12 protein-coding genes are annotated in these 13,745 nt (G+C 73.1%); 8 read left to right on the top strand and 4 right to left on the bottom strand.

Annotated elements, in window-relative coordinates; genetic code table 11:
- Nucleotides 1-146 precede the first annotated feature (146 nt).
- Nucleotides 147-986, bottom strand: coding sequence for a nuclease-related domain-containing protein (locus HNR61_RS12665; protein ID WP_182843340.1), 840 nt, complete (start codon nt 984-986; stop codon nt 147-149).
- Between the two features lie 225 nt (nt 987-1,211).
- Here HNR61_RS12665 and HNR61_RS12660 point away from each other — a divergent pair, with 225 nt between their 5' ends.
- The gene (locus tag HNR61_RS12660; protein ID WP_182843339.1) at nt 1,212-2,636 is read left to right on the top strand and encodes an amidase; all 1,425 of its coding nucleotides are present in this window, start codon (nt 1,212-1,214) and stop codon (nt 2,634-2,636) included.
- Between the two features lie 72 nt (nt 2,637-2,708).
- The gene (gene malQ, locus HNR61_RS12655) at nt 2,709-4,823 is read left to right on the top strand and encodes a 4-alpha-glucanotransferase (protein ID WP_182843338.1); all 2,115 of its coding nucleotides are present in this window, start codon (nt 2,709-2,711) and stop codon (nt 4,821-4,823) included.
- On the opposite strand, the gene HNR61_RS12650 is transcribed toward malQ, so the two are convergent.
- From HNR61_RS12650 to pepN, 3 genes are all read right to left on the bottom strand, one after another.
- Nucleotides 4,804-5,799: a hypothetical protein gene (locus HNR61_RS12650; RefSeq protein ID WP_182843337.1), complete on the bottom strand. Its 996-nt coding sequence runs from the start codon at nt 5,797-5,799 to the stop codon at nt 4,804-4,806. The genes malQ and HNR61_RS12650 overlap by 20 nt on opposite strands.
- Before the next feature lie 81 nt (nt 5,800-5,880).
- The gene (locus HNR61_RS12645; RefSeq protein WP_220509294.1) at nt 5,881-6,492 is read right to left on the bottom strand and encodes a Uma2 family endonuclease; all 612 of its coding nucleotides are present in this window, start codon (nt 6,490-6,492) and stop codon (nt 5,881-5,883) included.
- A gap of 190 nt (nt 6,493-6,682) precedes the next feature.
- Nucleotides 6,683-9,220, bottom strand: coding sequence for an aminopeptidase N (gene pepN, locus HNR61_RS12640; protein ID WP_182843335.1), 2,538 nt, complete (start codon nt 9,218-9,220; stop codon nt 6,683-6,685).
- Between the two features lie 164 nt (nt 9,221-9,384).
- On the opposite strand from pepN, the gene HNR61_RS12635 reads away from it, so the two are divergent.
- From HNR61_RS12635 to HNR61_RS12610, 6 genes are all read left to right on the top strand, one after another.
- Nucleotides 9,385-9,999, top strand: a complete 615-nt coding sequence (locus tag HNR61_RS12635) for a mycothiol-dependent nitroreductase Rv2466c family protein (RefSeq protein ID WP_182843334.1) — start codon at nt 9,385-9,387, stop codon at nt 9,997-9,999.
- Between the two features lie 95 nt (nt 10,000-10,094).
- Complete coding sequence (locus tag HNR61_RS12630) at nt 10,095-10,796, top strand: energy-coupling factor ABC transporter permease (protein WP_182843333.1); 702 nt, start codon at nt 10,095-10,097, stop codon at nt 10,794-10,796.
- 4 nt (nt 10,797-10,800) lie between these two features.
- Complete coding sequence (locus tag HNR61_RS12625; RefSeq protein ID WP_182843332.1) at nt 10,801-11,109, top strand: PDGLE domain-containing protein; 309 nt, start codon at nt 10,801-10,803, stop codon at nt 11,107-11,109.
- Nucleotides 11,106-11,870: a cobalt ECF transporter T component CbiQ gene (gene cbiQ / locus HNR61_RS12620; protein ID WP_182843331.1), complete on the top strand. Its 765-nt coding sequence runs from the start codon at nt 11,106-11,108 to the stop codon at nt 11,868-11,870. The genes HNR61_RS12625 and cbiQ overlap by 4 nt, the downstream gene beginning before the upstream one ends.
- Complete coding sequence (locus HNR61_RS12615) at nt 11,867-12,658, top strand: energy-coupling factor ABC transporter ATP-binding protein (RefSeq protein WP_182843330.1); 792 nt, start codon at nt 11,867-11,869, stop codon at nt 12,656-12,658. Before cbiQ ends, HNR61_RS12615 begins: the two co-directional genes overlap by 4 nt.
- 119 nt (nt 12,659-12,777) lie before the next feature.
- Nucleotides 12,778-13,725, top strand: a complete 948-nt coding sequence (locus HNR61_RS12610) for an ATP-binding protein (RefSeq protein ID WP_182843917.1) — start codon at nt 12,778-12,780, stop codon at nt 13,723-13,725.
- Nucleotides 13,726-13,745 lie beyond the last annotated feature (20 nt).

Below are 13,745 nucleotides of genomic sequence, written 5' to 3'. Positions count from 1 at the left end.
TGTCCAGCGATGTTACCAACCGCATGCAAAAACGCCGGGCGACGTCGCCCGGCGTTCGGAGTCCCTCCAGGGAAGGGGAGGGGGAGGAGAGGGCGGCCCGGCGTGCCGTCGTCCCGCGCCGCCCGGTGCGTCCCGCGGAGCGCCCCCTACTCGGGGTAGTTGGGCGGCAGCGACTTCTCGGCCGCCTGGTAGATCCGCTCCACGTCGGTGGCGGTGAGGATCTTCGGCCGGCGGCGCAGGTAGCCGCGCGCCCGGTTGCCGGCGTAGACGTCCACGTCGCGGACCCGCATCACCTTCCAGGGGATGGCGGGACCGTAGATCGCCACCGATGCCTGGACCGGCACCTCGAAGCCGACCTGCGCGCCGATGATCCTGCTCGCCTGCTCGGCCTCCCAGCGCGCCTCGTCCAGCCGGTCCTTCTTGTTGAACGGCCCGTGGAACAGCTTGCGGTGCGACAGGGTCCGCACCGGGAGCCGCTTGTCCCACTTCTCCGAGTCGATCGCGTAGACCCCGCTCGGCCCGATGACCAGATGGTCGATCCGGCCGTCGCTGACCCCCTCGTCGTCCATCGGGACGGCGCGGGCGTGCAGCACGCGGTAGCCGTTGCGCTCCAGGCCCTTCAGCTGCTTCTCGGTGCGCCGCTCGGCCGCCGAGGACTTCTGCCAGGCCGCGATGCTGGAGGAGGTGCGGGCGCGGCGGACCACGTCCACGACCACGACCAGCAGCGCCGCCGTGACGCCGAGCTGGAGGCCGAAGAAGAACGCGACGAACGCGCCCACCGCGACGCCCAGCAGGGCCCGTTCGAGCCAGCGGCGTATCTGCGGATCGCCCAGCAGGTCCCCGTAGGTCCGGCCGCCCCCGGGTCTGGTCTCCCGGTCGTCGGCCTGGTCGGTGACCGGCGACGTGGCGGCCGATGTCCCGGCCGACGTGGCGGAAGGCTGCCCGCGGGCCTCTCCGTGTGCGTTGCCCCGCTCCATGATGGCCATAAGTGACGCTCCGTGTTCCTGTCGGCTCGGAAGCATGATCCTCCGTGCGCAGAGTAATCATTTCCAGAGATGACTACTAGACATGCCGGGTTAATAGTTTTGTCGCCGTGTCCGGGGGTTCGTCCATGCCTCACGCGGGTAGGGCGGTATTCACCCCCTCTTTCGGCGTCGGCCCCTCGCCGCCATCTTTGATGCTCCGGTCTCCGCCGTCTAGCGTTCGACGTTATGCCCCATATCCATGACCTGTCCGTGATGCGACTGGCGCAGGCCGTCCGCTCCCGCGAGCTTTCCCCCGTCGACATCGTCGATCACTACCTGGAGCGCATCGAGCGGGTCGGCCCGCGGGTGGGCGCGTTCGTCACGGTGACCGCCGAGCAGGCCCGCGACCAGGCGCGGCAGGCCGCGAAGCTGGTGGCGGACACGGCCGACCCGGCCGACCTGCCCCCGCTGCTGGGCGTGCCGATCCCGATCAAGGACCTGAACCTGGTGACCGGGGTGCCGGCGACCTTCGGCTCGGCGGCCTACCACGACCTGACCGGGTTCGCCGACGACACCGTGGTGGTGCGGCTGCGGGAGGCCGGGTCGATCCTCACCGGCAAGACCAACACCCCCGAGTTCGGGCTGCCCTGCTACACCGAGAACGACGTGGCCCCGCCCGCCCGCACCCCCTGGGACCTGACCCGGTCGGCGGGCGGCTCCAGCGGCGGCGCGGCGGCGGCCGTCGCCGCCGGGCTGGCCCCGGCCGCGCAGGCCAGCGACGGCGGCGGCTCGATCCGCATCCCCGCCAGCGCGTGCGGGCTGTTCGGGATCAAGCCGAGCCGGGGCCGGATCTCCCAGGGCCCGGTCAACCCGGACCTGTTCGGGCTGGCCACCAGCGGCCCGCTGGCCCGCACCGTGCGGGACGCGGCGCTGCTGCTGGACGTGATGGCCGGGAACGAGCCCGGCGACCTGTACCTGGCCCCGCCCGTCGAACGCACCTTCCTCGGTTACGCCGAACGCCCGCCCGGACGGCTCCGGATCGCCCGCAGCGCCGTCCCGTCCGTTCCCGGCGCCGAGGTCCACCCCGACTGCCTGGCGGCCTACGAGGAGGCGTCGGCGCTGCTGGAGGAGCTGGGCCACGAGGTGGTGGAGCTGCCGCCGACGTTCGAGCCGGACCTGGTGCCGCACTTCGAGGCGCTGTGGGGCGTGATGGCGACGCTGAACCCGGTGCCCCCCGAGCGCGAGCACCTGCTCCAGCCGCTCACCCGCTGGCTGCGCGAGCGCGGCCACGCCACCTCCGCGCCGGAGATCTTCAAGGCGCACGCGGCGCTCCAGGCGGCGCTGCGCCGGGCGCTGCCGGTGACCAACGAGTTCGACGCGATCCTGCACCCGACGCTGGCCCAGCCCCCGGTGCCCGTCGGGTACTTCCACGGGCAGGAGCCGGCGGAGAACTTCCGGCGGCAGAAGATGTTCACGCCGTTCACCTCGGTCTACAACGTCTCGGGGCAGCCCGCGGTGAGCGTTCCGCTGCACTGGACCGACGCGGGCCTGCCGATCGGCGTGATGCTGGCCGGGCGGCTCGGCGGCGAGGGCGTGCTGGTCTCGCTGTCGGCGCAGCTGGAGGAGGCCCGCCCCTGGGCCGACCGCAAACCCGAGGTCTGGAACGCCTGAATTGCCGGTTTCGGGGTGGCCGTCGGCGGCCACCCCACCTTTGAACACGGTTTTCGGGGGCATGGGGCAGTCGTGTTGGACGACGAGCTGAACAGGCTGGCGCGCGCGCACCGGGTCGCGACGCGCTACACCGACTGGCGGGGGCGGGAGGCGACGGTGCCCGCCGACACCCTGCGCGCCGTGCTGACCTCCCTCGGCGCCGACGTGGCGACCCCGGCCGCCGTGCGCGACGAGCTGGCGCGGCTGGCCGAGACCGAACGCGTCCGGCTGCTGCCCCCGGTCGTGACCCACCGGATGGGCGCGCGGGCCGAGCCGCTGCGCGTCCCGGTGCGGGCCGCCGGGAGGACGGAGGTGGCGGTCGAGCTGGCCGACGGGCGGGTCCTGACGCCCGCGCCGGGCCCGCCCGCGGACGGGGTCCTGCCCTGCGCGCTGCCGGAGGGGACCCCGCTCGGCTGGCACCGCCTGGTGGTCCGCCAGGGGCCGCTGGAGCAGAGCGCGCCGCTGCTGGTGGCCCCGGCGCGGCTGGCGCCCGTCCCGCGCGCCTGGGGCCTGACGACCCAGCTGTACTCGGTGCGGTCGCGGGCGTCGTGGGGGATCGGCGACCTGCGGGACCTGGCGGACCTGGCGACCTGGGGCGGGCGCGCGATGGGCGCGGGCTTCGTGCTGGTCAACCCGCTGCACGCGGCCGAGCCGTCCCCGCCGATCACGCCGTCGCCGTACTCGCCGGCGAGCCGCCGCTTCGGCGCGCCGCTCTACCTGCGGGTGGAGGACGTCCCCGAGTACGCGGCGCTGCCGCCCGAGGACCGCGAACGCGTCGACCTGCTGGCGAACCCGCTGCGCGGCCGGGACGAGACCCTGGACGTGCTGGACCGGGACGCGGTGTGGACGGCCAAGCGGCACGCCCTGGAGCTGCTGTACCGGCGGCCGCGCGGCACGGCGCGGCAGCGGGCGTTCGAGCGGTTCCGCGAGCACGAGGGGGAGGCGCTGACGGCGTTCGCGACCTGGTGCGCGATCAGCGAGGAGCAGGGCCCCGACTGGCGGCGCTGGCCCGAGGAGCTGCGGGACGCGCGCGGCCCCGCCGTGGCGGCCGCCGCCAAGCGCCTGGCCGGGCGCGTCGACTTCCACGCCTGGCTCCAGTGGCAGCTGGACGAGCAGCTCACCGCCGCCCAGTCGGCCGCCCGCGCCGCCGGGATGCACATCGGGATCATGCACGACCTGGCGGTGGGCGTCGCGCACGGCAGCGCCGACGTGTGGATGAACCGGCCCCTGTTCGCCGAGGGCATCAGCGTGGGCGCGCCGCCCGACGAGTTCAACCAGATGGGCCAGGACTGGGGGCAGCCGCCCTGGCACCCCGGCCGCCTCGCCGAGGCCGCGTACCTGCCGTACCGGGAGATGCTGAACGCGGCGCTGCGGCACGGCGGCGGCCTGCGGCTGGACCACGCCATGCAGGTGTCGCGGCTGTGGTGGATCCCCGAGGGCGGCTCCCCGGCCGAGGGGACCTACGTGCGTTATGACCGGGACGTCCTTCTTTCCTGTCTCACCTGGGAGGCGGCCCGCACCGGCGCGGTCGTGGTGGGGGAGGACCTGGGGACCGTCGAGGCGGAGGTCCGCGAGGACCTGGCCGCCCGCGGCGTCCTCGGCACCTCGCTGCTGTGGTTCGAACGCGACGGCGAGGGCCGCCCGAAACCCCCGTCGCGGTGGCGCGAACTGTCGCTGGCGACGGTCGGCACCCACGACATGCCGCCGATCACCGGGATCCTGCACGGCGACCACATCGAGCTGCGCGACCGCCTCGGCCTCTACACCCGCACTCTGGACGAGGAACTGGCCGACCACCGCCGCCAGCTCGGCGAATGGCTGGACCTCCTGCACGAGGAGGGGCTGCTGGCGACCCCGCCGAAGACGGTGCTGGCGGCGCTGCGGCGCGGCCAGACCGACCACGACGCCGAGGTGACGGCCGCGCTGCACGCGTTCCTGCTGCGCACGCCCGCCCGCCTGGTCGGCGTGTCCCTGGCCGACGCGGCCGGGGAGCGCCGCACCCAGAACCAGCCCGGCACCGTCGACGAGTACCCCAACTGGCGGATCCCGCTGGCCGACGCGGAGGGGCGGCCGCTGCCGCTGGACGACCTGTTCACCGACCCCCGCGTGCGGGACGCCCTGGACCCGGTCAGCCGAGCGCCCTGGTGAGCCGGACGGTCACCTCGTTGAGCAGGCCGTCCGGCGCGATCTCGGTGGCGGCGATCGCGGAGACCAGCGCGGGCAGCCCCGGCAGCGGGTAGGGGTCGGCGTCGGCGTGCGCCAGCGCGGCGTCGCCCAGCGGGTGGTGCCGCAGCGACTTGCACGCCCGCGCCCACGCCGTCTGCACCTCCTCCGGCGACGGCACCCCGAACCCGTGCCCGACCGGTGCCGCGTGCCGCAGCCGCACGATCGCGCTGTCGGTGAAGTCGGCGGCGAGCTTGCACCGGTCGACGAGGTCCCGCCGCACCGGCTCGGGGATCCGCGACATCACCGAGCACGGCGTCCGGCACCGCGCCGCGCAGTCCCCGAGGGCGGAGGCGACCTGGCTGTGCTGGCGGTCCAGGTAGGCGCGCCAGCCGGGCGGGGGCTCGTTCGCGACCCGCAGCGCCCGCTCGCACGCCGACCGCTCGGGCCGGGTGTGGTCGCACATGCGTTCGGCGCCCGGCTCGATCGGCACCCCGAACCGGCTGCCCGCCCCGGTCACCGCCCGGCCGAGCAGCGCCGGGTCCCCCGAGTGCCCGAGCACCGGCTCCCACGCCAGCATCGGCAGGTACTCGCTGGCGATGTGCAGCGCGGCGACGAGGGCGGCCATCTCCCGCCGCTCCCACCGGATGGCGATGGCCTCCAGCAGCAGCGCGTAGGCGGGCCGCAGGCTGGCCAGCGCGCCCCGGGGCCGCTCCTTGGGCGCCTGCGGCATCCGGCTGGCCCGCGCCCGGTCCAGCAGGTCCCTGGGCACGTCCCCGACGGCCTCGGGCATCCCGAAGTCCTCGGCGTCCAGGTCCAGCACCCGCTGCCCGAACGCGCACAGCGCCGCGACCTCCCCGGTCCGCCTCCCGAGCAGCGTCCCGTCCCCGACGAGCGCCTCCAGATCCCCGAACGCGTGCCGCCGCGCCAACTCCGTCAGAACATCCCGTGCCGTCTCCACGCACCAAGCCTTCCACCCGCCGCACCGTGATCGTGCAATCGTCCCGGCAACGATCCCGGCGACGGCGGCGTTCCGGCCGGTTCAGCGGGAGAGGAGCGTGCGCTGCCAGGCCGGATCCAGAAGCACGGCCGGGTCGATGCTCAGTGGGAACGGTCGGGTCACGTTGCCGACCGAGCCCGCGGTCAACCGCTCGACCTCGCGGTAACCGTCTCCCGTGTGCTCCTGCACCAGGACGACGGGCAGCCGGTCCTCGCCCTGGCCGGGGAAGGGAGCGAGTTCGACGCGCCAGTAGAAGGGGATGCCCGCCTCAGCGTACGCGATGGCCTTGACGATCCGGTCGTTCTTGTGGTTGCCGGGAGAGACCACTTCGACGGCCGCGAGCACGTCCTCGGCTTCGAAGTACGTGCGCTCCAGGTTCACCCCGGGGTGGAGGACCAGGAGGTCGGGGACCATCCCTGTCTCGTCTTCGCAGAGCCGCAGGTGGGACGCCGTGATGACGGCCTCTCCACGCGGTGCGGCGACGGTCAGCAGGGTTTGGAGGTTGTCGCCGAAGATCTGGTGCTTCGGGGCCGGGGCAGGACTCATCATGAGGGTTCCGCCCAGCACCTCGAAGCGCGGCCACCGTTCCTCGTTGAGTTCGAGGAGGTCGTGGATCGTGTAGAGCCGGTCGGATACGACCACGGTTCGCGCCACTGCGGTTCGCACCGCCCCTCACCGCCTTCAGTCGACATGTCCGACAGTGTCGCGGCGTGACCGACTGATTGCTTTGCGTTTGTGAAAGCTGACTACTCTCAGTGTGCCTCACGTTCCGCATACCCGCGAGGGGCGGGCCGGACGCGGCGTGGCCGCCTCCCTCGGGAGGCGGCCACGGGCGGGTGTCGGGTCAGGACGCGGCGGTGTCCTTGGCGCGGGCCCGCAGGGCCCGGGCCACGCCGTCGCGGCCCTCCGACAGCAGGCGGCGCAGGGCCGCCGGCGGGTCCTGCTCCCGGATGTGGGCGTCGGTGCGGTCGATCGTGGACTGCTCGATCACCAGGAAGGGGTAGGCGACCTCGGCGAACGTCTGGGACATGTCGCTCGACCACTCCTTCCAGATCCGGCCGACCTCCGCGAAGTACCGGTCCACGTAGGGGACCAGCAGCTCGGCCTGGTCGGGCTCGACGAAGCCGCCGAGCGTGGCGCGGAAGACCGCGTTGGGCAGCTCGCCGCCGGTGATCCGGTCCCAGGCGGCGGCCTTGGCCTCGGCGGTGGGGATCGCGGCGGCGCAGGCGGCGGCGTGCCGCTCGCCCGCGGCGGTCGGGTCCCGCCGGAGCTCGGCGTCGATCTCCGCCTGGCCCGCCCGGCCGGTGGCGACCAGGCGGCGCAGCAGCGCCCAGCGCAGCTCGGTGTCGACCTTGAGCCCGTCCAGGACCTGGGCGCCGTCCAGCAGCTCCCGGACGTAGCCCAGGTGCTCCTCGGAGGTCGCCGTCGCCGTGAACGCCTGCACGTACGCCAGCTGGAAGTCCGAGCCCGCCGGGGCCTCCTGCGCCAGCTCGTACAGCGCGTCGGCCATCAGGCCGAGGCCCGTGGCGCGCCAGGCGGGGTCGGCGTACTGCTGGACGGCGGTGCGGGCCTGCCGGAGCAGCGTCTGCGTGACCGTGATGTCCGTGACGCCGCGAATGCCGGAGAGAACCAGCTTCACGTAGTCGCGGGTCGCCATCTCGGCGTCGCGGGTCATGTCCCACGCCGCCGACCAGCACAGGGCGCGCGGCAGGCTCTCCCTGATGTCGCCGATGCCCTCCACGAGGGTGCGCAGCGAGTGCTCGTCCAGGCGGATCTTGGCGTAGGTGAGGTCGTCGTCGTTGACCAGGACGAGGTCCGGCCGCTTCTCGCCGACCAGCTCGGGCACCTCGGTGCGGGCGCCGCGCACGTCCAGCTCGACCCGGCGGCGCCGCACGACGCCCTCGGCGGTCCGGTCGTACAGGCCGATCGCCACCCGGTGCGAACGCAGCGTCGGGTAGTCCCGCTTGGCCTCCTGCTGCACGACGAACGAGGTGAAGTTCCCCTCGCCGTCCACCTCGTACACCGGCCGCAGCGTGTTGACCTCGGCGGTCTCCAGCCACTCCTTGGACCACTGGGCCAGGTCGCCGCGCCCGGAGGTCTCCTCCAGCGCGTCGAGCAGGTCGCCCAGCACCGTGTTGCCCCACGCGTGCCGCTGGAAGTAGCGGCGCACGCCCTCCAGGAAGTTCTCCAGCCCGACGTAGGCGACGAGCTGCTTGAGGACGCTGGCGCCCTTGGCGTAGGTGATGCCGTCGAAGTTGACCTCCACCGCGCGGATGTCGGGGATGTCGGCGGCGATCGGGTGCGTGGACGGCAGCTGGTCCTGCCGGTAGGCCCACGCCTTCTCCACGTTGGCGAACGTCGTCCAGGCGTTCTTCCACTTGGTCGCCTCGGCCTGGCACAGCACGCTCATGTAGGTGGCGAACGACTCGTTCAGCCACAGGTCGTCCCACCAGCGCATGGTGACCAGGTCGCCGAACCACATGTGCGCCATCTCGTGCAGGATGGTCTCGGCGCGGCGCTCGTAGGCGGCGTCGGTGACGCGCGACCGGAAGACGTAGTCCTCCAGGAACGTCACGCAGCCCGCGTTCTCCATCGCGCCCGCGTTGAACTCCGGCACGAACAGCTGGTCGTACTTGCCGAACGGATAGCGCTGGTCGAAGACCTTCTCGAAGAACGCGAAGCCCTGCCGCGTCACGTCGATGATCGCGTCGGCGTCCAGGTGCTCGGCCAGCGACGCCCGGCAGAACACGCCGAGCGGGATGACCGACCCGTCCTCGCGCCGGTACTCGTCGCGCACGACGTGGTACGGACCGGCGACCAGCGCGGTGATGTAGGTGGAGACGCGCGGGGTCGGCGCGAAGTGCCAGACGCCTCCCTCCTCCCGGTCGGTGGGCTCGTTGGTGACCACCTGCCAGTCCTCGGGGGCCCTGACGGTCAGCTCGAACGTCGCCTTCAGGTCCGGCTGGTCGAAGCACGTGTACATCCGGTGCGCGTCGGCCGTCTCGAACTGCGTGTACAGGTACACGCTCTGGTCGACCGGGTCCACGAACCGGTGCAGGCCCTCGCCGGAACGCGAGTAGGTGGCGTCCGCGACGACCTTGAGCTCGTTCTCGGCGGCCAGGGAGGGCAGCGGGAGACGTCCCTTCTCGGCGTCGTAGGAGGAGGGGTCGAGCGCGTCGCCGTTCAGCGTCACCTCGTGCACGACGCCCCCGTGCAGGTCGACGAAGGTCGACGCTCCCGGCTCGGCGCACCCGAACCGGACGACGGTGGTGGAGCCGAACCGCTCCGCGCCCCTGGTCAGGTCCAGTTCCACCGTGTACGAGTCGACGGTGAGCAGCCGGGCCCGTTCCCGCGCTTCATCGCGCGTGAGGTTGCCTGCCACATGTACTCCTTGGTCGCCTAAAGCTGTGTCCCCCCAATGTCTATCAACCAGAGCCGACTTCGGTGCCCTCGGCGCGAGGTTCGGGGCGACCGGGATCGGCGGGAATCCGACGGAGGTGCCCGGGGTTGCCGCTGTTAAGCGACGACAGGTTTGAGGAGACCCCCGTGGCCGATGAAGCCCGCACTCCGGTCGATTTCTGGTTCGACCCCAAATGTCCCTGGGCGTGGATCACCTCCCGCTGGATCCTGGAGGTGGAGAAGCTGCGGCCGATCGAGGTCCGCTGGCACGTGATGAGCCTCGCCGTCCTCAACGAGGACAAGGACATCCCGCAGGAGTACCGCGACATGCTCGTCGACGCCTGGGGCGCGGTGCGCGTGTGCGTCGCCGCCGAGCAGAAGTACGGCCCCGAGGTGCTCGGCGGGCTCTACACCGAGCTCGGGACGCGCCGCCACCACGAGAAGAAGCCCCTGGACGTGGCCATGTTCCGGGAGGCGCTGGAGGCCGCCGGACTGGACCCGGAGCTGGCCGCGGCCGCCGAGTCCACCGAGTACGACGAGGCCGTGCGCGCCTCGCACCAGGACGGCATCGACCGGGTCGGCCAGGAGGTCGGCACCCCGGTGATCGAGGTCGAGGGCAGCGCGTTCTTCGGCCCGGTCGTCTCCCCGACCCCGCGCGGCGAGGCCGCCGCCAGGCTGTGGGACGGCGTCGTCGCGGTCGCCGGGACCGACGGCTTCTTCGAGCTGAAGCGCACCCGCACCCGGGACCCCATCTTCGACTGACGGCAACGAAGGCGTTATTGCGACGCTATTGCAGGTAACGGGCGTTCGCCGCACACTGGTCGCGACAGTGCGAACAGGTAGGACGGTGGACGCCCGTGCATGTACCCGACGGTTTCTTCGACGCGCCGGTCTCGGTCGGGGCGGGAGTGGTCGCCGCGGCGGGCCTCGGCCTGTGCCTGCGCAGCGCGCGCCGCGAGCTCGACGACCGCACCGCCCCGCTGGCCGGGCTGGTGGCGGCGTTCGTGTTCGCCGCCCAGATGATCAACTTTCCGATCGGCGCGGGGACCAGCGGCCATCTGATGGGCGGCGCGCTGGCGGCCGTCCTGGTCGGGCCCTACACCGGGGTGCTGTGCATCGCGGTGGTGCTGCTGGTGCAGATCCTGTTCGCCGACGGCGGCATCACCGCCTACGGCATCAACGTCACGCTGATGGCGCTGGTCGGCGTGCTGGTCGGGTACGGCGTGTTCCGCCTGGTCACCGCCGTCCTGCCGACGCGGCGGTCCACGGTGACGGCCGCCTCGTTCCTGGGCGCGGCGCTGTCGGTGCCCGCCTCGGCGCTGGTGTTCGTCGGGCTGTTCGCGATCGGCGGCACCGCGGAGCTGTCGCTCGGCGCGGTGGCCGCCGCGATGGTCGGCGTCCACCTGCTGATCGGGCTGGGCGAGGGCCTGATCACCGCCGTGACCGTGGGCGGCGTCGCGGCCGTGCGGCCCGACCTGGTGTACGGGCTGCGCGACGCCGGGCGGCCGCTGGAGATCCGCGAGCCCCGGACCACCGGACCCCAGACCAGCGGAGCCTGAGCCGATGAGCACCAAGCGTTTCTTCGCCGTCTTCCTGCTGGTCGCCGTGGTCGTGGCGGGCCTGCTCAGCTTCTACGCCAGCTCCCACCCCGACGGCCTGACCAAGGTCGCCGAGGACAAGGGCTTCATCTCCCAGGAGAAGGAGCACACCCTGAAGGACTCCCCGCTGAGCGACTACGGCGTCAAGGGCGTGGGCGACGAGCGCCTGTCGGGCGGCCTGGCCGGGGTGATCGGCGTCGGGCTGACGCTGGCGGTCGGCGGCGGCCTGTTCTGGGTGCTGCGCCGCCGGGGCGCCCCCGCCGGCCGGCGATGAGCGCGGGTCACACCCACCGGCTCCACCGGCCGGGCGACACGCCCGTCCACCGGCTCCCGCCCCAGTGCAAGCTGGTCGCGGTGCTGGCGTTCACGCTGGCGGTGGTCGCCACGCCGCGCGAGCGGATGTGGGCGTTCGCCGGCTACGCGGCGCTGCTGGCGCTCGTGGCGGCCCTCGCGCGCGTGCCGCCGGGGTTCGTGGCGCGGCGGATGGTGGTCGAGGTGCCGTTCGTGCTGTTCGCGGTGCTGCTGCCGTTCGTCGCGCACGGCCCGCGCGTGGAGGTGCTGGGCGTGGCCGTCAGCCAGAACGGCCTGTGGGCCGGCTGGAACATCCTGGCCAAGGCGACGCTCGGCGCGGCGGCCACGATCCTGCTGGCCGCCACCACCGAGCCGCGCGTGCTGCTGCTCGGGCTGGAACGGCTGCGGATGCCCGCGCTGCTCACCCAGATCGCCGCGTTCATGCTGCGCTACGCCGACGTGATCGTGGGGGAGGCGCAGCGGATGCGGGTGGCGCGCGCCTCGCGCGGGTTCGTCGCGCGCGACGCGCGGGACGCGAAGGTGCTGGCGCGCTCGCTCAGCGCCCTGTTCCTGCGCTCCTACGAGCGCGGCGAACGCGTCCACCTCGCCATGCTCAGCCGCGGCTACGACGGCCGGATGCCGGTCCTGCACGCCACCGCCGCCTCCCGCGCGCAGTGGGCGGCCGCCGCCGTCCTGCCGCTGGCGGCGGCGCTGCTGATGACGGCTGCTTGGATGGCGCCGTGACGACATCGACGACGCCCTCCCCGGAGACGGCGCCCTCCCTGGAAGTGCGGGGCCTCGCCTACGCCTACCCCGACGGCACGCAGGCGCTGTTCGGCGTGGACCTCACCATCGGACGCGGCGAGCGCGTCGCGCTCCTCGGCCCGAACGGCGCGGGCAAGACCACCCTCGTCCTGCACCTCAACGGCATCCTGGCCGGCGGCCTCGGCGCCGTCAGCGTCGGCGGCCTGCGGATCGACCCCGGGGACCGCAGGGGCCTGCGGGAGATCCGCCGCCGGGTCGGGATCGTCTTCCAGGACCCCGACGACCAGCTCTTCATGCCGACGGTGCGCGAGGACGTCGCGTTCGGCCCCGCCAACCTGGGGGTCCGCGGCGCGGAGCTGGACCGCCGCGTCGCCGGGGCGCTGGAGCGGGTGGGGATGCTCGACGTCGCCGACCGGCCGCCGCAGCACCTCAGCTTCGGGCAGCGCCGCCGCGTCGCCGTCGCGACCGTGCTGGCGATGGAGCCGGAGATCCTCGTGCTGGACGAGCCGTCGTCCAACCTCGACCCGGCGGGCCGCCGCGAGCTGGCCGAGATCCTGCTGTCGCTGGACGTGACGGTCCTGATGGTCACCCACGACCTGCCGTACGCGGCCGAGCTGTGCCCGCGCTCGGTGATCCTGTCCGGCGGCGTGATCGCGGCCGACGCGCCGACGCTGGAGCTGCTGGCGGAGGAGGAGCTGCTGCGGGAACACCGGCTGGAGCTGCCGTTCGGGTTCGACCCGGCCGCCGCGGCGGCCCGTCTTCGCTGAGGAAGGTGTCACCGACCCGCCGGGACGGGTTCGGGGATTCTGCTTGCTTCGGCCCCCGCGTTCCGGCAGGCTCTCGGACTGAAACTGACAACGGTTTTCATGTCCGAATGGGGGCTTTCGTGAAGGTCGCGTTCGTCGGCAAGGGCGGTAGCGGCAAGACCACCCTGTCGTCGCTGTTCACCCGGCACCTCGCCGCGCGCGGGCTGCCGGTGGTGGCCATCGACGCCGACATCAACCAGCACATGGGGGTCGCGCTCGGCCTCGACGAGGACCGCTGCGCCAAGATCCCCGCGATGGGCGACCACCTGCCCGAGATCAAGGACTGGCTGCGCGGCGACAACCCCCGCATCCCCTCCGCCGACGCCATGGTCAAGACCACCCCGCCCGGCTCCGGCTCGAGGCTGCTGCGGCTGCGCGGCGACGACCCGGTCCACGCCCTCGGCCAGGAGGTCGACGGGGTGACGCTGCTGGCCACCGGCCCGTTCAACGACGACGACCTCGGCGTGGCCTGCTACCACTCCAAGACCGGCGCGGTCGAGCTGTACCTCAACCACCTGGTCGACGGGCCCGGCGAGTACGTCGTGGTGGACATGACCGCGGGCGCGGACACCTTCGCCTCGGGGCTGTTCACGCGGTTCGACCTGATGTTCCTGGTGGCCGAGCCGACCCGCAAGGGCGTCGGCGTCTACCGCCAGTACACCGAGTACGCCCGCGACTACGACGTGGCCATCGCCGTGGTCGGCAACAAGGTCCAGAGCGACGACGACGTCGCCTACCTGCGCGAGCACGTCGGCGACGACCTGCTGACGTGGGTCGGGCAGTCGGCGGCGGTGCGCGCGTTCGAGCAGGGCCGCCAGGGCGCCGTGCTGGAGGACGCCAACACCGCCGCGCTCGACACCATGCTCGCCGCGCTCGACGCCCGCCCCAAGGACTGGGACGGGTTCCAGCGCCAGGCGGTGGAGTTCCACGTCAAGAACGCCCGCAGCTGGGCCAACCGCGCCACCGGCCGCGACCTGGAACAGCAGGTCGACCCGGACTTCCGCTTCCCGGCGGTGTCCGTGGTCTGACCCGGGGGCGGAAGGGGCGG

This window comes from Actinomadura kijaniata (genome assembly GCF_014138665.1).
In the GTDB taxonomy this organism is placed as follows: Bacteria; Actinomycetota; Actinomycetes; order Streptosporangiales; family Streptosporangiaceae; genus Spirillospora; species Spirillospora kijaniata.
This window is presented reverse-complemented; position numbering and strand designations above follow the sequence as displayed.